The following is an 18,434-nucleotide window of genomic DNA, read 5'->3' as shown; positions in this document are numbered from 1 at the left end:
CACTTATAAAACCAACATCAGTCTCAGCGAAAGGTTTATTTCATCTCCGGCATACGAAAATTGTACTTTTTTTCTCTGATGTTCTGACCTATTGAGGCAACCTCCTACATTGCTTAGATGGACATGTGTTGAATGGAATATATGTTGGTGTTTGTATAATATTATGCCGGATGGTCTTCTCGACCCTGCTCAAACAGCTCTCTTCGTAGTGAAATTTACCGTACTGTTTACCGTACTAGTCAGATTACAAATACTAGAGATTTATACGATTTCTTTCTATACCGTTGGGTGCAATATGGGAGAATCAACCCAGGCAGCGGATGGCTCAAATTTGGATGAAGCAGCGATCGCTTATACCCGTGTGAGCACAGAGAAACAAGTTCGGAACGGCCGAAGTTTGCGTGACCAACGTAATTGGGTCAAACTCGAATGCAATAGACGTGGAATCGAATTGATAGAGACATTTACTGATAAGGGCGAATCTGGAACTAATTTCGACCGGCAAGGGATTCACGACCTACGAAATAAAGCCAAGTCAGATACCGTCTCATACCTTCTCGTAGATGAACTCGATAGAGTTGGTCGTCACGCTGTCGAGACCCTCTACTACCTGTATGAGCTCCGTACAGAGTACGGTGTAAAAGTTATCTCGAATGAAGTTGGAGAGCTCGATGTTGCGAACAACCAAGATCTAAATTACGTGACGAACCGCGTCTTATCGGCCCAGTCGACACTGGAGACGCAGGCACGACGAGCACAAGCCGGAGTTGCACGGAATTTCATTGATAAGAAGTGGTCTTCAGCTTTCAGGCAGGTTCCACTTGGGTACGAAGCAAATGACGAGGATGACTGGATTTCCATTAATCCGGCAGAGGCACTCATCGTTGAGGAGGCGGTAGAAACATTCATTGCAGCGGATCCGGCCCGAGCACTAACCGAAACGCTGGAAGAAGCACCAGCACTGCCTAATTCTTTTACTAGGGGAAAGCTAAGGAGGATGCTACGGAGGCCCCTATATATAGGCAGGCCGACAACAAAGTACGTTGATTATACACGGAACGACGACTCCAAGAGTAGTACGACAGTCGTAGACGAGTCATTAAGAATAATTAGTGACGAAGAGCACGACGTGATTCTCAAGAAACTTGAAAAGATGTACGAAACGTACAGTAGCAATAAAGAGGAGGCTGACGATGTCGAGTCACTCGCTACCGAATTCAGCGCTGAGACACTCTTCAAGTGCAGCGAAGTAGTGCAGATACGGTGTCCGGACTGCGATAGCGAGATGATGAAGGATGGGAGACGAAAGACAGGTTCGCGAATGGTACACAACTACTTATGTCCTCACTGTAGCCGCAATCGAAAATTCCCCTATAAACAAGAAGTAGAAGAGTTCAAACAAGAGGATAGTTAGAAGTATGGTTATAGCTTCTGGATCAGTTAATCCAGTTCTGATACTGATTCAGAATCCGGTTGACACGGGTTCTTTTGCGTTTTGAACCCATTGATGGTCTAGATTCAGACTCAGTACTCTCAAAACGAGTCCGTAGAGTGCGTGTCTGTTCGAATAATTCATCTGAGACGATTCTATACGTATTCTCACACCTCTCAACATCGCCAACAGTATACTGACCTATATAGAGAGTATTCCGGAGAATAGCGCTGATTAAAGACGGCGTCCACTTTTTATCGATTGAGTCTTGCTTACGGTTCACATCCAGTTCTTTTGCAACTTCGGGCATGGATTTCGTCTCGGTATATCGTTCGAAAATCCAGCGAACGAGTTTGGCCTCGGACTGAACGATTTGAAGTCGGCCATCAGGGGTAGCTTCGTAGCCCAAGGGGGGAGATCCATTAGGCCACTTGCCTTCCATTGCCCGTGCAGCGTGCCCCATTTTTGTCCGCTGTTTAATCATCTCTCGCTCAAACTCGGCAGAGTTCGCAAGATTCCTGAAGTTGAATTGTCCGGCAGGCGTTGTTGTGTCAATCTGTTCAGTGACGCTGTGAAGTCCGACACCCCAGTCCCGAAACTGCTTTTCCAACTGGACGGCGTGCATAATGCTTCTAGAGAAGCGATCGATCTTCCAAAAAACTACAACATCTATCAGGCCATGCTCTGCCTGAGTTAGCATCTTTTGGAACATCGGTCTATCCGTGTTCTTTCCGCTCTTCGCTTCGTCACGATAGACGAACGCGACCGTCCAATTTAATGCCAGACATCTATTCACACATTGCCGAACCTGTTCGGCGATCGAGTAACCTAGTTTTTGTCTCGTCGTTGAGGTTCGTGCATATATGGCCGCGCGGTGTTTCGGCTGCTCATGTTGATGAAGAGTAGCAGTGGTTCCAGGTAATGCGTGGGATGGGAATGTCGATCTGTCCATTATTTCTCCCTGTTATTTAGATTTTTCTCTGTTTTTACTGTATTTTTATGCATTCTCGACACTCCTTAACTCTGAGGCGGATTGTTTCAGTTGTCACTGCCGTTGCATTTGCAACCTCGCGCTGAGTTACTTCACCGTCTGCAGCAAGGTATAGTGCGGCCCCCGCAAATGCTCCTGGATGTTTTCCGCTGAGATGATATGAGGGAATAGCATCGATGATAGCATCGGCATCCGCAATCAACGACTCGTTGAGTTTGAGCGTCCGTGCAAGGTCAGCTAAGTAGGCTCGGGGCGGACATGGAGATGTTCCTACATCAAGATTCTGACGAAGGACCCGACAAACGCGCCGAAGAGAGTTGGAATTAACCTGTGCCGCCTGTGCGATACGGCTCGCCGGGATCGGTGATCCGCACTCGTTGGCAGCCACAGTGAGACAAGCAGCGATAAAGAGGGTCGTTGATCGACCACTGGTGAGTGTCTCGATAGCACCTTCCGCATAGACCTCTGCTGCATACTGATGTGTTTCTGTTGGGACATCAAGCTTGGTTCCGAGTTCTTCCAAGTATTCAAGCGCGCACGCGACTTGGTGCTCTGTACTGTTTGTAACGCTGTGATACTCGGACCACGGTACGGTTGTGCCGTCTTCCGCCTCGTGGTCTTTCAAATTAGCGTCGAATTCAACAGGAGCGGTGACGACAGCGCCGCATTCCATACAGGCTGGATCCAGGCCAGGTATGGAAGAATCTACATTGGTAGAATTACAGAAAGGGCACCTAGTTTCAATTCGCCCTGTCTCCTCTTGCAGGGCCTTCCAAGGAGGTGTTTCAGACATTTTCATGGCCCTCTAGAATGGCGCTGCTCTCAGGAAAGGGGCCCGAGAGCGATGAGTGGATTCCATCTTCACCACATGTACCGCAGAGGGGCGGTCGATTTGTATCACCATCCCAATCTACGGACTCTGGTTGTCGGTTGACACCACATACAGGACAGGTCCAGTCATAACTCCCGTACTGAGATGCGATATCTGGAAAGCGGTAGGCGAGTGTCGGAGTGAGTTTAGCTCCGTCATTGGCTTCTAAGTATTCGATGGCGCTTTCACGAGGATACCCGTCAAATAGTGGGAGGAAACCAGTGACACCAATTCCCTCAGTATTTGTCTCGCCTTTCCCGCACCGCTCGTAGTAGTCACAGAATCCACACTCCCAGCTGAATTCCGGTAAAGCAGGCGGGAGTTCATTGTTGAGTCGATACTCTGTGTGTTCACTAGCCCACTCAATTACAACGTCTTCCCAGAATGATTTGTCGAATTCGACATGGAATGTTAGGATGTCTAACGATTTCCGGCTACCGTACAAGATTGCTGCTTCGGTCAATTCAATATCATACTTTTTTGAGAGCCCAAACAGGTACGCGTGGACCTGAGCACAGTGATGACGATTTGGCGAATCAAGGTTGTCTAAAGAGGATTTAGTCTTGACTTCTGTCGGTAGAATCGGGATTGACTCTGCATCAACAATAACAGGATCAGTCGAACCCTTTATTCGTAACTCACCTACGTCTGTCTCAACTGTCGAATCAATCCAAATGGAATTCCGTGCGTATGTGTCTGTGCCTGTGACGGATTGTTGTAAGAAGGGGAGAGCGATTTTTTCCTCAAACATCGTTCCAAACCAGAAAATTCCGTTTGGGTCAGGCTGCTCAGTTGGAGTGTTGCATTGACGATACAATGCCTTTCGATGACACTGAAGTAGTGAACTTGGGCTATGTCGCTCAGGCTCAGGAATGGATGCCGGTCCGTTGAAGTACGGTGTTCCGTTCTCAATGTTCTCCCTGTACTGTCGTTCGCCATACCACTCGCGAAATCGATCTGGTGATAAGGCGTCGCGTATTTCCTGTATCTTCCTCTCTGAGTCAATGGCAGCTTCCTGTTCTGTTTCCATGATTCGTTGATGATGACCTTCCAGCCGGTCACCGCTATCCTCACATAGGAGAGCACACGTTTGCTCTATGAGCGATTGCGACTCTCTCTAGTCCTCACTGTTGTCTGATTCCTCTACAATAGAAGAGAATACGTAGACGGTTGGAGTGTTCGTATCAATTAGAAGTGCTGCGAGGTCGAAATTAATACCCGGTGTCGCAATCTGTCTCTCGGAGTCATAGATGATTATCCCGGCATCTGATAGCGTAGGTAGATGCGTCTGGGAAAGGGCATTGTACGCGTTACGATAGGGTTCACCAGTAGCCTGGTGTTCTGGAACATTCATCTCAAGGCTAGCAATCTTACGGGCCAGTTCTCGTGTCGTGACCGATCTTCTATCTGCGCTCTCCAGAGACTCAATAACGTACCGGCGGCGGGTCGCCCGAAGAGAATGGTAGAGTATAGAAAGAAGTTCATCAGCATCTTGATCGCTCCTCATCGGAGCATTACTAACATAGAAGCGCTGGCCATGCGGTCTTCCGGGGAGAATTCCGCATCAATTCGATTGGGTGGTCTATCGCTCTTTCACGCGGTATCTTTTGTTCAGGCACCGAAATTACACCTTTCTGAGGGTTTCTAGATAACTGTAGTTGCTTAAAGATTTTGTAGATTGCTTAGCGGTGTTTCGATTATCTAAGTGAACCCATCAACGACTATGCGGTTTGATGATGACTGGATGTCACGGGCCGATGACCGGATTCTAGAGCATTTGGCGGAAAGAGGTCCTGACACGCCCAAAGAAATGGCTGATAGTGACCGAGTCCGGTTTTCTCGTCAGCATATCAATCAACGCTGTAAGACGCTCGTTTCTTCTGGTTTGGTTGTCCATCTTGGGAACGGTGTCTATGACATTACGGAACAGGGAAAGCAATATCTCAATGGTGACATTGATGTGAGAGACCTCGATTTTGATGACGAGTCCTGATCATCTGTGTACGGAGCGGAAGCACGGTTTTCAGTGTCTCAACAGCAATATTGAGGGCAGATCATCCGACTATGAAAGAAGCAGCGGAGGTGCGCACAGAGACAAATCATACTTTTTGTGGCAATGAATAGGTAATAACTTAGGTGGGTTTTTGTTGGAGAGTAAGAAGCACTACCTTTGGACGGCAGGAGCACTGACGTAGTTTCAGCCTTTCAAAAGTTCGGCTGAAACTCTATCGACCAGCGCGGAGTAAGACTGTGTGTGCCGAGCTTCAACCCCACGAGGGTTCGTCTGAAACGCGTTCTTCACGCGTCATAGAACCGCCGTCGGTTCGCTTCAACCCCACGAGGGTTCGTCTGAAACTATAACGTACAATTGCAGAGGGCTAGACCATGTCTGCTTCAACCCCACGAGGGTTCGTCTGAAACCTTGTGCTCAGCCAGGCGGTCGTAGACTCTGTCAGCTTCAACCCCACGAGGGTTCGTCTGAAACTATCTGATACCGTTGAGCCACAGGACGCAGAACGGGCGCTTCAACCCCACGAGGGTTCGTCTGAAACAGATAAGACTATGAGTGAACGTGACACCACAGAGGCTTCAACCCCACGAGGGTTCGTCTGAAACACACTGACCACCCATTACACAAACTCACGTATGTAAGCTTCAACCCCACGAGGGTTCGTCTGAAACGGGCGACCTGTACCCGGCGGTCTCGTGAACTCATGATGGCTTCAACCCCACGAGGGTTCGTCTGAAACCGGACTGCTGCAGGAAGGTGAACGACTCGTTGCCGCTTCAACCCCACGAGGGTTCGTCTGAAACCATCAACCATGTGGATGGCGATGACTTCGGGGGTGGTGCTTCAACCCCACGAGGGTTCGTCTGAAACGTGATACGCGAACATCGCGTCGAAACCCCAGATGTTGGCTTCAACCCCACGAGGGTTCGTCTGAAACCGGCGTCACACCTGGCGGGACGTGGGTCACGGTATGCTTCAACCCCACGAGGGTTCGTCTGAAACATGGGGAGGTCGCCGGGGCCGACTGCCTGCCCGTCGACGCTTCAACCCCACGAGGGTTCGTCTGAAACTATATTAACCGATAGCGAACAGAAAAAAGACGTAAATGCTTCAACCCCACGAGGGTTCGTCTGAAACAGTGGTCGTTCAGCGGTCATACCGCGGGCGTAAACGCTTCAACCCCACGAGGGTTCGTCTGAAACCCGTCCTCCCGTATGGGGCCTCTCCGTCCTGCTCGCTTCAACCCCACGAGGGTTCGTCTGAAACTGAGCACCGCCTCGGAGGATGAACTGAGCTATGAGGCTTCAACCCCACGAGGGTTCGTCTGAAACTCGACCTATCTGACCTGTCGGTCATCGACGAGCTGGCTTCAACCCCACGAGGGTTCGTCTGAAACTTCCCGGGGGCCAGATAACCTCTGCTGTCTACGAGGCTTCAACCCCACGAGGGTTCGTCTGAAACCCGGCTGGACTCGGGCTTCCAGTCGGCCCGTATCCTGCTTCAACCCCACGAGGGTTCGTCTGAAACCGTGTGGCCGGCGTCCGAATCCGCAATTGCATACTGCTTCAACCCCACGAGGGTTCGTCTGAAACCATCACGGGACAGCCGCTGACCGCGTCGAGGAGGCTTCAACCCCACGAGGGTTCGTCTGAAACGGTCCTCACCGGGGAGCTGGCACAGCACCTCTCTGAGCTTCAACCCCACGAGGGTTCGTCTGAAACTGGGGTGTTCGGCATGACGCCCGACGCCGAGGTCCGCGCTTCAACCCCACGAGGGTTCGTCTGAAACGGACGGTTTCGGAACCACGGCGCGGAGGTCCTGCAAGCTTCAACCCCACGAGGGTTCGTCTGAAACCGGTCCGCCGGTCGTGTATCCTGTGGCTGACATGGTGCTTCAACCCCACGAGGGTTCGTCTGAAACGATTGGGATGATCTCGATGAGGCCCCCGAACCGGCTTCAACCCCACGAGGGTTCGTCTGAAACCCGTATCCCGACTGCGAGTTCCCGGAGAGCCCGCTGGCTTCAACCCCACGAGGGTTCGTCTGAAACACATTCAGTTTGTGCAATGCACTCACAATGAAAGCTTCAACCCCACGAGGGTTCGTCTGAAACTTGCTCTACAGTCGTCCACGGAGTGGCAGTGTCAATGCTTCAACCCCACGAGGGTTCGTCTGAAACCAGTTACGTCTAACTGTTCGTCTAACTCATCTCGCTTCAACCCCACGAGGGTTCGTCTGAAACTTGTTGCACTGCATAGAACGGTTATCGATGAATGGGAGCTTCAACCCCACGAGGGTTCGTCTGAAACAGTGTTTCAACGGACTGTTCGTCATTGTCAGTAGCTTCAACCCCACGAGGGTTCGTCTGAAACGCGGCACGACCTCCAACGAAGTCCATCACAGTAAGGCTTCAACCCCACGAGGGTTCGTCTGAAACTCTACGGTAGACGGGTGGCTAAGTGGCTATATCACCGCTTCAACCCCACGAGGGTTCGTCTGAAACAAATCTCCGAGGACAACCCGTTCCGAGAGGTCATGCTTCAACCCCACGAGGGTTCGTCTGAAACTTGCCCGTCTCGCCGACGACCAAGCGCGACACGAGGCTTCAACCCCACGAGGGTTCGTCTGAAACGGAGTTCGAGGCGCTGCTGGTCCGCTGCCAGCAGGCTTCAACCCCACGAGGGTTCGTCTGAAACAAATCTCCGAGGACAACCCGTTCCGAGAGGTCATGCTTCAACCCCACGAGGGTTCGTCTGAAACTTGCCCGTCTCGCCGACGACCAAGCGCGACCACGAGGCTTCAACCCCACGAGGGTTCGTCTGAAACGGAGTTCGAGGCGCTGCTGGTCCGCTGCCAGCAGGCTTCAACCCCACGAGGGTTCGTCTGAAACACTGAGTCGGCCCGGTGGTGTCACACCATCCTGCCTGCTTCAACCCCACGAGGGTTCGTCTGAAACCGATTGAGGGTTTGTAGACGGGTAAGACAAGCGATAGCTTCAACCCCACGAGGGTTCGTCTGAAACGCCGGGGACGCCGTCAGCGGGTTCGTTTGATGCGCGCTTCAACCCCACGAGGGTTCGTCTGAAACACTGAGCAACCAGAAGGTTCTTTTCGGGTCGCGCTTCAACCCCACGAGGGTTCGTCTGAAACGATGGCTGGGCGTGCACACTCACTCCGGAGTCAGCAGCTTCAACCCCACGAGGGTTCGTCTGAAACTCGCATCGCCCGCGTTGTCGAACGGCTGGGCAAAGCTTCAACCCCACGAGGGTTCGTCTGAAACTGGTTGATGATCAACGGCGTGTCGTTGAGGTCTGCGCTTCAACCCCACGAGGGTTCGTCTGAAACGAGGAGCTCGTCGCGGTACTCGGCTGCCAGCTCGGCGCTTCAACCCCACGAGGGTTCGTCTGAAACGGGTTCGTCGATCATCTCTTGGATCTGGGTCGGCTTCAACCCCACGAGGGTTCGTCTGAAACCTGTGCCAGTCCTCGTCGAGTTTGCATTTTTCAAAGCTTCAACCCCACGAGGGTTCGTCTGAAACGTGTCTGACCAATTAGCTTGCCCGCCGCTGCCATGCTTCAACCCCACGAGGGTTCGTCTGAAACGCGTATGATACCTCCTGGGGGAGACTGGCTGTCAGAGCTTCAACCCCACGAGGGTTCGTCTGAAACTCGGCCTCGAAGGACTCGCCGATGCCGCCGAGGTCGCTTCAACCCCACGAGGGTTCGTCTGAAACATGCTGGCGCACATCTACCGCGAGGTCAACGGGTGGCTTCAACCCCACGAGGGTTCGTCTGAAACTATGTTGCAGGGAGGGATTCATAGGCGCTGTGGCCGGCTTCAACCCCACGAGGGTTCGTCTGAAACGAGTATCGGTTTGGTACTCGGGCCGCCCGGAGCGGGCTTCAACCCCACGAGGGTTCGTCTGAAACCAGCCGGGATGTGAGCGGTGCTGTCGGCGAGATTTGCTTCAACCCCACGAGGGTTCGTCTGAAACCATGCCCGATATACGGGCCATAAGGCTGCTAACGGCGGGTCACAGTAAAGACCTTCCGTCGACCATCAATAGGGTGCTTCCCCCCGGGGGGTCGACGGAAACCGACTATAGAAACCGCTGATCCTCAGTTGGATCGTCGCCGTAGACTGTCCGGTTGAGCAGTGTATCAGAAGACAGCTCGTAGATGATTGTCGATTCACCTGGTTTCAGCAAATCATCAATCTCGTTTTTGAGCTTGGAGAGATCTCCCTCAGAGATTTCGCCTTCAAGAACTGAGTTCTGTACGTGAGTCAGATATCGCCGACCAATTTTGAGCGCTTTCTGTGTTCGATCCGCTTCCAAATCGTATACCATCACCACGTACATTTTACCACCACCGTTGGAACGAGTCGTATGCTTCTCCGGCGAGGAGATGCTTTTTCAGTTTGTATGCTTCGAGACGCATCAGGTACTGATAACTAACTTTTCGGTTGAGCGTCGGGTGTTCAACAGTACGTTCAAGCATTTCTTCGAACGCCTTCGTGTACGTTTTCCGACCAGCTTCGTTCAACAGACAGGAGCCGAGCTCGGTCTCAAAATCACTTTCCGAAATTTGATTCCGATTCACCAACCGGAATAGTACCCGGTCTGCGAGCACGGGTTTGAATAAGTCAGCGATATCAAGAGATAGCGAGTACCGCCGCTCACCGGGCTCGTGTAGGTAGCTAATCGTCGGGTCGAGTGCAGTGGCTCGAATTGCTGAGACGCAGTTGGCGTAGACCAGCGAATTGCCGAACGAAATGAGGCTATTAATCTCATTCGGTGGTGGGTTGTATTCCCGTTGGGAGAGTTGGAACTCACTCGGAAGAATTTGGTTGAAGCTACGGTAGTAGGCCTTTTTTGCGGTCGCCTCGATACCCATCAGTTCGTCAATCGGGAGACTCTCGTCAACGCGTGTTGCTGCGGTTTCCAAGTCCTCAATTACACTGTCGAGATCGTGATCTCGGCCGTTGTAGTAGACCACATTGGTTCGCATATTGTGGATACTCCCCTTCACAATCGCGGCGGCCAGTTGTCGTCGGTGTTGACTGTCCTCATATGCTCGAACTTGGTTGACTACAGTTTTCCCAGAGGTTTGGCCGCGTTTCGGCATCACCGAGCCAGCATAGTAATCCTCCCAGCCGAAGATGTGTAGCGCGACCGTCCGATCGTTGAGGAACGACATCAGCCGCGTGTTGAAATCGATCTGACCGTGTAAAAAGAACGCCTCAGCGTTCTCGATTGGAATGTATTGCTTGTCCCCATCGTCGTCAGGGACGAGTCTGAGCGTGTCGTCACTGCGTTCGAGTCGACCGTCGGAAAAGACGTGGTAGTTCCTATCCATTATTAACACCAACAGAAGTCATGGTACGCACAGGAGTCACAGAATGGTTTCTCCTCGGCTGGCGGTGGCGAGGACTGATTGACGATATCGTGAATTCCGTGGATCGCAGTTTCGACTTTTTCGCTCCGCTCCGTCGTAAGTTCGACCGGCTCACGCTTCCGCTCGCGTGGGTGAGCCAAGACGCCGTCTCGTTGGATATCGGCGACGCGGTCGAGATACCAGAGGTAGTATGACAACTGCATTTCAGCGGGTTCGGTAAGCGTTGATGAAGGTTTGACTTCGACGACGCGGCCGTCGTCTAGCAGGTCGAGGGAGATCATGCCGAGATGGAGGTTCTCACGTTTGTCGCTGTAGGCGGTCTCGTCGACACGAGTGCCACGGACGACGGTCGCATTCTCACGGTCAATTTCGAGGTTTCGGCTTTCGAACCAGAGTTCGCGTTTGCAAACGTAGTAGTATTGCACCATCACGCCCGTAACGCGGAACGGGTCGTCGACCGGCTCGCCGCGAGCGGTTGCGAGGAGGCGGTCGACTGGATCAACGGCGGTCAAAAGAATCGATCCTCCACACCGTATTCGCTCGGTTGCACGCCGAACTCTGAGTCGAATATTGAATTCGATGCATGGAGAATCCGTTCTGGATCGTGCCGCTTCTCCTCCTCATCGACCAACGGCTCAAGACTAAGGATACCGCTCGCAGCATCCGTATTCGCCCTTGGAACCGGAATCGAAACCCGAATCGATGCCAATTCATCCCGTTTTGAATCTACCTCATCGAACTTCCGCTCTTTCATAAGTGCTTCAATGGCCGTTGCGGAGTCGTGTTCCTCCTCAGTCCGACATACGTATACCTCAACTGACTGTCGCCGTTCGATGAGTGACGCTTCGCGCAGTGTCTCCCCATCTGCCTGCTCGAATGCAGTTACCAGATCATTGCTCTCGGAAACACTGTGAATACGTTCTCCAACAGTATCGTGGTAGCGTTCGATGGCATCCTTCGCCAGAACTTCGTCAGCAAACGCGGTTCCGTGTTCTTTCCGGACAGTTTCGAGAACGGATCGAGTATGCATTAGAAGATCCGTCTCACCCCGACTTCGGTTCGGTGCGTACACTGCGGTTGATGGGGGCGTATTGCCCTCACCGGGTGGTTCGAGCTTCCAGACGGTGGTAACACCGGTTTCCGGTGCGCATTCGTATGAGCGGTTACACCGACCCGCCGCCTGTACTATCGAATCTAGGGGTGCGAAGTCACGGTAGACAGTGCCGAAACTGATGTCGACCCCGGCCTCGACGAGTTGTGTCGAGATGAGTGCGAACGGAATATCAATCCCAGCGAGATCGTTCGCAACAGCAAGGAGGAACTGCCTATCGCACGGGCGCACACGCGTCGTCAGATGCAGATACGCTACGGTCTCTTTGGTTCGAAGCTCCTCGACAACAGCGCGAACGAGCCGACCGCGCTCAACACTCGGCCGTTGCTTGCCGTCGTATTCTTTTGTTGCTGACAGCCCACCGATTTCGTCTTCATCAAGCTGGGCTTCATATAATTCAGAGACAGCAACCGGATCTGTCTCAGATTCTGAGATACTATCGACAAACTCCCTCGTAAGCGTTCGAGTGCTTTCTATCGTGTTACAAATCGCTAACGTCGTATCTCCACTTACGACGGTTTCTGCGAGTAGATTTGCTGCATCCAGGTGGGATAATCTATCTTCATTTTCGGTGACGAGTGCTGTCGGATGGAGTTGATACTGTACTCTCGATGGTGGGTTGCCAGTGAAAACGGACTGTTCGATTTCAAGCAATCGCTCAGATGAAATAAGCTCAAACGAATCCTCAACGAGGGAGGGTTGCGTAGCGGTCATTAGCAACACCTGAGCATCGAACTGCTCGGTCAGCATATCGATGAGCTTCCCAACAATAGGCCACCAGTGCTGTGGGATCGCCTGTGGTTCATCGATAACGACAGTGCTACCCTGAAGCGCGGACAGCTTGAGCGACTGTCCGTTTCGTGGGCCAGCGAGACTTTCAAACAATTGTACAAAAGTCGTTAGCGTCAGCCCAGTTCGCCAGCTCTCTGCCAGTAGCACCTCGTGTGAAGCGTGTTCGTCCGTTTCCTCTTCCTCTTCGCTTTCTGTATCGGTTCTTGTTTCTGCGAGATGGTGATGTACCGTCAGCAGATTACCGGATGGATCTGTCTCGAAAACTTCCTGTAGCGTTCCCGAAGTCTGATCAATGATCGAAGTAAACGGGAGTGCGTATACGAGTCGCCCATCATGGTCATCACAGAGTGTAAGCCCAGCGAGCAGCCCAGCGAACGTTTTTCCGTACCCTGTCGGAAGCGTTAATGTAGTGACCGATTGATTGCTTTCGAGAAATTCCTGTGTCTGTTCCGGAATCTCATCTTGAATCTTTGTTCTAACTTCGTTTAGCTGAGTTTCAATATCGTTTTGCGTTTCTCCACCCAGCTCAGTTAGATGTGTTTCGAGTTTATCGAGTGAAGGAAACTCTCCCGATAGTCGATTGTCATCGGAATCAATTCCTGCAGCATCCGTCTTGTCTGCAAACGTCAACGCGCCAAATAGGATCAAATGCGTCGTATATATCGACTCATTGAACTGAGAGGGTTTCACTTCCAGTTCGCCAGCGAACCCCCCTCTCTTACCTGCATCTTCAACGGCATCTGTGAGTATAGGTGAGTCGGAGGCGTCTCCGATCTTTTCCAGGAAATCGTCCCAAGCCCCCTCACCGACTGCTTCCCTGAACAGATCACGAGCGAACGTCTCGGCATGAGCTTCGATTGTTTTAGCTTGCTTGATTGCCTGAATAGTTTGATTGCTCCCCATCGGATCGATTCGGGGCTCGTCGAACGTTTTTCTGATATATTTCGCTGCATCCGGGACATCTCCGTGATGTTTGGCAACAGCAAGCAGTCCAGCTAACCGGGTTTCTCGCTCATACCCGTTCTGTTCAAGAAAGAAGTAAGCGACCAAACTACCCAGTCTTGCATGGTGCTTTGGAGAGTCGTAGGACTCATTTCGGATGTACCGCTGAAATGCCGGTGTTGCTTTCGCAAAGTCATGAGCAAGACCGAGAAGCTGGACTATTTCGCTGAGTGAATTCCCAGGCTGTGCTTTTGAGTCCTCAGATACAGCAGCAGCGGCTCGATCACTTACTCCCGTCAAGTGGCCCCAGAGCGGTTTTGGGTCACGGTTCGCCTCTGACGGATGGGAGAGGATTTCTCGGCCAGAGTCAAGCGTCCACGTCATCGGAACACCACAGTTCGATTATCAACGCTTGCTACTGTTGTATCTGAGACAGTGAGTGAATCTCCATCCGGACTATAGGTATAGGTCAGGTAGCTCGTCGTTCGACGCCCCGAGAATTCTCCGGATGTCGTTGTTCGTTCCATGAATGCCGGTGACCGTTCCGTCCCATAGTTGACGTTTGGTTCCGGTATCACGCCATCAGGGTCTGGAACTGCGGAATCGACAGCGTGCGGTTCGGATTGTGCTACCGCTGTTACTTCGTATTCGCCGAGGTATTCGATATCAGCCAAGTATTCGGAAAGGCCAAGCGACGGCGTGTAGTATGATTTTCCTTCCGAAAGATACTCCCGAAGTTCGTCGTACTTTTCTTCGTCATCAAGCCAAAGATCGATTCTGTACTCGGGCTCAACAAGGACTTCGTAATTCGTTCGCTGCCTGTCCTCTGTTGGATCTGGATAGTAGACGCTGACTTTGCCTCGCGTATTGACCCCTTTCAGTCCTTCTTGTGAGGTGGTGAGGTTGTTCACGGGGAGATTTATTGTTCGTAGTTCGCTCACCGGCTCAATAGCCATCGCAGATGACTCGGGGCCGAACAGGTCGTAATACTGGTTTCGCCCGATACCCAGAACTGCGGCCAAGAGACCAGCGACGGTTGTTCTGGGGATGATTCGGTACGTGGTTTTCACTGTATTCCCCTCGACGCGGCGGAAATGTCCCCACGGGCCGGATAACCGAAACGACAGGCACTGCTCTGGAAGAGAATCGGGAGTCGCCTCAGTATCTTGGCTCGTACTCTCGTCGGCGTGGTCGTCCAGTTTTGATTGCATCGCTGTATGATCCGCTAGTGGTCGTAAACATCGATTTCATGGACTGATTCGAAGCGATCTTGGAGCGCACCAACGAATCCGTCGTCTGGAGTCTCACCATCGAGTGTTATGTCTAGCGCATCGTCAGCAACGACATGCACTGTCTGAATGCGATCCTCATGTGATTTGAGACGGGAGACGAGGTCCGTTGCATCGACTGTAACGTCTTGGACAGTCCGGTAGGAGCGGGCGTCTCCGTCGTCGCCGACAACATCGAGTTCGTGCGTGAGGCCACCGATATGGAAACTGTCAGTGTCGTACTCGACACGAACGTAGAGCCGCGGCTCCTGTCCTACCTTGCTACGGGTGATCGTTTGATTTTTGATTGCACGCCAGCAGGTCGAATCCAGTTGTTCGATATCCTCCGTTTTGAGGTTGGTATCCTCTGCACCGTTTTCATCGACCAGTCCGTGGAATCCGATCAGGCCGTACTTGATCCGGTGATCATCCAGATCGAATCCGCCCTGCTCTTTTTCATCGTCAGTACCGATAACGCTCGTGAGGCTGTTGTACTCCTCGTTTACCTCGACAGGGTGGAGCGTCTTGCCTGGTGAGAACTGCACGGGGCCAGTAAGGTGATCAGGAAGGTGATTTTCGAGGGCCTCGATAAGCTCACTCTCATCGGTGTCAATGCTGAACGTTGCACCGAACAATCGGGCGTCGATTGCGTTTTCGAGGAACCTGTCGAAGCCATCGAACTCTTCACCTTCGATTTCCTCGACAGTTGTCACACCGAACGTTTCTTTGAGTAGATCCTCGCGCTCTTTGGCATATTCTCCGCGTTCACTCGTAATGTAGACGCCCTCACCGTCCGCCTCGAACTGATCCCGAAGATAGCGTTTCAGCCGAACGTCTGTGACGATTGCCTCGTTAGTCACGGGATCGATTCGCGGTCTGTTCGCTCCACTGAGCGGATTACCGTTCGGGTTCGCGTCAACGGCATCGTACAGGAAGACGATTTCTGAACGGTTCTCGACGATATCGGTGGTATTACTCATTGCTGTAGTCTGAAGTGCTGGAATCGTTTTTGCCGTAGGCGATACCCATTGCGTAGTGGAAACGGAGGTCCTCAGTAGAGAGTGTTAGCTCATCTTGGTCAGTTGATTCAAGACCATCAGCAACGGCTTGCATCAACTCTCCATACATGGTTTGTTTATAGCCTTCTTCTTCGGAGTAGATCACATTACTCTCCACGACTTCCGTTGCTATTCGTCGTATATTATGTTTGGTCAGGTTCCCAATTGGGTACTGACTGACCGCAGTTGTGCCTCTTCCGTCGTCGCTTTGATATCTGGAAATACGACCAACAAGCGCCCCGAGTGCAAATACTCCTTGCCTCGTTTTATCGCTCAATGCTGGGTGATCTTCGATGAACTGTTCGAACTGTTCTTGGCGATTATCTGCTGTCGCTTGTGATGTTTGATTGCTCATGTGTTGTGGTTGTGTTACGAGTTGCTCGTCATCTGCGGTGAGCAAGTTACACGCTCTGAGCGCGTTAAGTTGCACGTACTGCTGTGCGAGAGTCGCCATCGGGAAGGGATACTGGTCGTCCGGATCGAATTTATTGACCAGTTTTGCGACGTACTCTTCAAGCAACTCCTCAACGCGGAGCTGTTTTCCACTAGCAATCGTCGCTGTCCCTCGGAATCGGAAATCATCACTGCTCGGATCATCGGCGTCATCACCGAGACACGTCTCTCCAAGATACGCGACGCTGGAAACAGCGTTTGATAGTGATTCTGCCTCCTCTATGCTGAGGAGAGAAAATTTTTCACGCTTAGAGAATATTTTGTCTTCGGTTACCCAGCGGCTATCAAGAACAGCAAGATGTTGTTGGGTGATATCCTCGATGATATGGGTAGACGCTGTCGGAGTGGCTGCAAGAACACGCCATCGATCTTTTTGATATTTGTTAACGATGACAAGCGAGAATCGAATAGCATCCAGTTTATCGGTAGCCTTGAGTCGACGATACTTGCTCCCGACAGGAGAATACTCGTCGTCAGAGTTGACTTGTTCACTCAGTAACTCATACAGTACTCTTGCACTGTTTGCATCGATTTTGCCTGTCGGATATGGGAGATAGAATGCTGACGTTCCCGGTGCTGAGGTAGCACACGCATCAAGGAACGTGTCTGCGTTCTGTGCTCGAATCGCTGCATCACGACCGAGGCCTTGCGTCTGCCACGACCGATCAGCATCGAGAGCAGGGAACTTTTCCATTTGTTTCGAGAGGTAGTGTTTCATCGGGTCGCCAACGACACCGTATACCGTTTCGTCGGTGTCGAAAACGAAGCACGTTCCATCACCGGAGGCGTCATCAGCCCCCTGAGTATTCGCCCGGAATTTTCCGGTCTTACGAGCCGCCATCGCTTCTTGAAATACTTCGATTTCACCGGGATAGTGCCAAGTTTCGTTAGACTGGAACTTCGCTGTAGTGCTTACTCCACTGTTGTCGAACGCAATAGCGACTGTATGTAGAAGTTGATCCTCTTCTGAGAGGAGCGACTCAACTTCATCTCTAATTCTTTTTTCACTCTCATCGTCGGCACCCAACTCGGCCAGCTTTTCTATAATCCAGCCGTCCTCATGGTCTGATGCTACCCCTTCGATTGCCTCCTGATTGGGCCAGCTCGTCAATCGTTCCACGGCGTGGTCGCCCTGTTTCTCAGGACCATTTGTTTGTCCTGACTGGTGAGTGATACTGTAGTCATCCCCATTTGCAGCACTAAATTTCGAATGGGCAACACGCGACACCAGGTCCTCGGGGAACATTTCGAGTTTGACCGGTGGGTCTCCGAGTGTCGCTTTGTCGTTACGCAGATCGACACGAACAACCACGAGTGATTCGCTTCCGATTTGGTCGGCGGCAGCGTCCGGAGTCAGGTATGCGCCATACGGCCCAGTTAATCCTCGACCGAGCGTATACAGGGCTCCGTAGAGTACTTCGATATCGCGCAACGATGCGACCGGACGACGTGGAATCGTCGATTCAATCGTTTCGTCGCCCACATCATCAAGAGCTTCCGTGTCCATTAGTTTGCCTCCTCAAGATTCACGAACCCGAGCCCCAAGGAGTTCCGTTCGCCGAGCCCACAGTCCAACGCGAGGTTGAGATGCCGGCGATGGTGGTCGTCCCGAACTGTATACTCGAATTTCCACTTGCTCAGTACGTAGGTCATTTCCTGGCCCTCGGTGACAGTCAGGGGGACGGCGAACGTCTTGAGCAGTTCGTAGCCGTCGAACAGATCGCCGTCGACATCGCTCGGGCCCGGCAGGTGATCGTGGGCGAAGCGGTCATGTTTCTGATCGAGATTGTCCTCCAACTGCCTCCGGAGCGGCTCCATCGAATGTTCCGGCCGCCAGAAGACGGCGGTGTCGCCGCCGGGATGGTCAATACCGTACTCGTCGCACCGCCACGGTGGAATCCGAACCAGTAGACCGGTTCCGGTTTCAATCGTCCCGCGCGTGCCCGGTTCGCCGACATCGGGCGCTAGCGACGTGACATCGTCGACGCGAAACGGCATTTCGCCGATGTTCAGTTCCGGTTCCTCCAGCAAGTCAGCAGCGACGTGTGCCAGTAGCTCCTCCTCTGGCGAGGCGACCAATAGCTTCCGGTCATCACCTGCCTCCATATCGT

General features: G+C 52.3%; 14 protein-coding genes and 1 CRISPR repeat array. Of the genes, 2 read left to right on the top strand and 12 right to left on the bottom strand.

The features are described from left to right. Positions 1-295: 295 nt before the first annotated feature. Positions 296-1,414 carry a recombinase family protein gene (locus tag D3D01_RS04030; protein ID WP_158600433.1) on the top strand — a complete coding sequence of 373 codons (1,119 nt, stop codon included), beginning with the start codon at positions 296-298 and terminating at the stop codon, positions 1,412-1,414. A 22-nt stretch (positions 1,415-1,436) separates the two neighbouring features. On the opposite strand, the gene D3D01_RS04025 is transcribed toward D3D01_RS04030, so the two are convergent. The 4 genes from D3D01_RS04025 to D3D01_RS04010 form a co-directional block, all read right to left on the bottom strand. Beyond that, positions 1,437-2,384, bottom strand: a complete 948-nt coding sequence (locus tag D3D01_RS04025) for a recombinase family protein (protein ID WP_121511331.1) — start codon at positions 2,382-2,384, stop codon at positions 1,437-1,439. 34 nt (positions 2,385-2,418) lie between these two features. Next, the gene (locus D3D01_RS04020; protein ID WP_158600430.1) at positions 2,419-3,096 is read right to left on the bottom strand and encodes a hypothetical protein; all 678 of its coding nucleotides are present in this window, start codon (positions 3,094-3,096) and stop codon (positions 2,419-2,421) included. Positions 3,097-3,208: 112 nt separating this feature from the next. Beyond that, entirely contained in the window at positions 3,209-4,324 is a 1,116-nt protein-coding gene (locus D3D01_RS04015) for a Dna2/Cas4 domain-containing protein (protein WP_121511329.1), read from the bottom strand. An 87-nt stretch (positions 4,325-4,411) separates the two neighbouring features. Then, a complete protein-coding gene (locus tag D3D01_RS04010) occupies positions 4,412-4,801 on the bottom strand; it encodes a hypothetical protein (RefSeq protein ID WP_121511328.1) in 390 nt (129 codons plus the stop codon). Positions 4,802-5,017: 216 nt separating this feature from the next. Here D3D01_RS04010 and D3D01_RS04005 point away from each other — a divergent pair, with 216 nt between their 5' ends. Further along, positions 5,018-5,287, top strand: a complete 270-nt coding sequence (locus tag D3D01_RS04005) for a helix-turn-helix domain-containing protein (protein ID WP_121511327.1) — start codon at positions 5,018-5,020, stop codon at positions 5,285-5,287. Positions 5,288-5,488: 201 nt separating this feature from the next. Further along, a CRISPR array of direct repeats spans positions 5,489-9,297; the repeat unit is 30 nt; unit sequence GCTTCAACCCCACGAGGGTTCGTCTGAAAC. Positions 9,298-9,402: 105 nt separating this feature from the next. On the opposite strand, the gene cas2 is transcribed toward D3D01_RS04005, so the two are convergent. From cas2 to cas6, 8 genes are read right to left on the bottom strand one after another with little or no spacing between them, the layout of a single operon-like run. Continuing rightward, the gene (gene cas2, locus D3D01_RS04000) at positions 9,403-9,663 is read right to left on the bottom strand and encodes a CRISPR-associated endonuclease Cas2 (protein WP_121511326.1); all 261 of its coding nucleotides are present in this window, start codon (positions 9,661-9,663) and stop codon (positions 9,403-9,405) included. Position 9,664: 1 nt separating this feature from the next. Next, positions 9,665-10,660, bottom strand: coding sequence for a type I-B CRISPR-associated endonuclease Cas1b (gene cas1b, locus D3D01_RS03995; RefSeq protein WP_121511325.1), 996 nt, complete (start codon positions 10,658-10,660; stop codon positions 9,665-9,667). A gap of 2 nt (positions 10,661-10,662) precedes the next feature. Next, positions 10,663-11,211 carry a CRISPR-associated protein Cas4 gene (gene cas4 / locus D3D01_RS03990; RefSeq protein ID WP_121511324.1) on the bottom strand — a complete coding sequence of 183 codons (549 nt, stop codon included), beginning with the start codon at positions 11,209-11,211 and terminating at the stop codon, positions 10,663-10,665. Further along, complete coding sequence (locus D3D01_RS03985) at positions 11,208-13,928, bottom strand: CRISPR-associated endonuclease Cas3'' (RefSeq protein WP_121511323.1); 2,721 nt, start codon at positions 13,926-13,928, stop codon at positions 11,208-11,210. The genes cas4 and D3D01_RS03985 overlap by 4 nt, the downstream gene beginning before the upstream one ends. Then, positions 13,925-14,755: a type I-B CRISPR-associated protein Cas5b gene (gene cas5b, locus D3D01_RS03980; RefSeq protein WP_199725368.1), complete on the bottom strand. Its 831-nt coding sequence runs from the start codon at positions 14,753-14,755 to the stop codon at positions 13,925-13,927. The genes D3D01_RS03985 and cas5b overlap by 4 nt, the downstream gene beginning before the upstream one ends. A gap of 14 nt (positions 14,756-14,769) precedes the next feature. Further along, on the bottom strand, positions 14,770-15,792 hold the full coding sequence (gene cas7b / locus D3D01_RS03975) for a type I-B CRISPR-associated protein Cas7/Csh2 (RefSeq protein ID WP_121511322.1): 1,023 nt from the start codon (positions 15,790-15,792) through the stop codon (positions 14,770-14,772). After that, positions 15,785-17,830, bottom strand: a complete 2,046-nt coding sequence (cas8b, locus tag D3D01_RS03970; RefSeq protein WP_121511321.1) for a type I-B CRISPR-associated protein Cas8b/Csh1 — start codon at positions 17,828-17,830, stop codon at positions 15,785-15,787. The genes cas7b and cas8b overlap by 8 nt, the downstream gene beginning before the upstream one ends. Further along, positions 17,830-18,429, bottom strand: coding sequence for a CRISPR-associated endoribonuclease Cas6 (cas6, locus tag D3D01_RS03965; RefSeq protein ID WP_121511720.1), 600 nt, complete (start codon positions 18,427-18,429; stop codon positions 17,830-17,832). The genes cas8b and cas6 overlap by 1 nt, the downstream gene beginning before the upstream one ends. Positions 18,430-18,434: the final 5 nt, after the last annotated feature.

The organism is Haloarcula sp. Atlit-7R (assembly GCF_003666065.1).
GTDB classification, from domain to species: domain Archaea; phylum Halobacteriota; class Halobacteria; order Halobacteriales; family Haloarculaceae; genus Haloarcula; species Haloarcula taiwanensis.
Note: the sequence above shows the minus strand (reverse complement) of the source record. Positions and strands in the feature narration are given on the sequence as shown.

Excerpts from the sequence above, each read along its gene's own strand:
- D3D01_RS04015 (WP_121511329.1), bottom strand. The coding sequence starts at position 4,324 with ATGGAAACAGAACAGGAAGCTGCCATTGACTCAGAGAGGAAGATACAG.
- D3D01_RS04030 (WP_158600433.1), top strand. The coding sequence starts at position 296 with ATGGGAGAATCAACCCAGGCAGCGGATGGCTCAAATTTGGATGAAGCA.
- D3D01_RS04010 (WP_121511328.1), bottom strand. The coding sequence starts at position 4,801 with ATGAGGAGCGATCAAGATGCTGATGAACTTCTTTCTATACTCTACCAT.
- cas5b (WP_199725368.1), bottom strand. The coding sequence starts at position 14,755 with ATGCAATCAAAACTGGACGACCACGCCGACGAGAGTACGAGCCAAGAT.
- cas7b (WP_121511322.1), bottom strand. The coding sequence starts at position 15,792 with ATGAGTAATACCACCGATATCGTCGAGAACCGTTCAGAAATCGTCTTC.
- cas8b (WP_121511321.1), bottom strand. The coding sequence starts at position 17,830 with ATGGACACGGAAGCTCTTGATGATGTGGGCGACGAAACGATTGAATCG.
- cas2 (WP_121511326.1), bottom strand. The coding sequence starts at position 9,663 with ATGTACGTGGTGATGGTATACGATTTGGAAGCGGATCGAACACAGAAA.
- D3D01_RS04005 (WP_121511327.1), top strand. The coding sequence starts at position 5,018 with ATGCGGTTTGATGATGACTGGATGTCACGGGCCGATGACCGGATTCTA.
- D3D01_RS04025 (WP_121511331.1), bottom strand. The coding sequence starts at position 2,384 with ATGGACAGATCGACATTCCCATCCCACGCATTACCTGGAACCACTGCT.
- cas6 (WP_121511720.1), bottom strand. The coding sequence starts at position 18,429 with ATGGAGGCAGGTGATGACCGGAAGCTATTGGTCGCCTCGCCAGAGGAG.
- cas1b (WP_121511325.1), bottom strand. The coding sequence starts at position 10,660 with ATGGATAGGAACTACCACGTCTTTTCCGACGGTCGACTCGAACGCAGT.
- D3D01_RS04020 (WP_158600430.1), bottom strand. The coding sequence starts at position 3,096 with ATGGAATGCGGCGCTGTCGTCACCGCTCCTGTTGAATTCGACGCTAAT.
- D3D01_RS03985 (WP_121511323.1), bottom strand. The coding sequence starts at position 13,928 with ATGACGTGGACGCTTGACTCTGGCCGAGAAATCCTCTCCCATCCGTCA.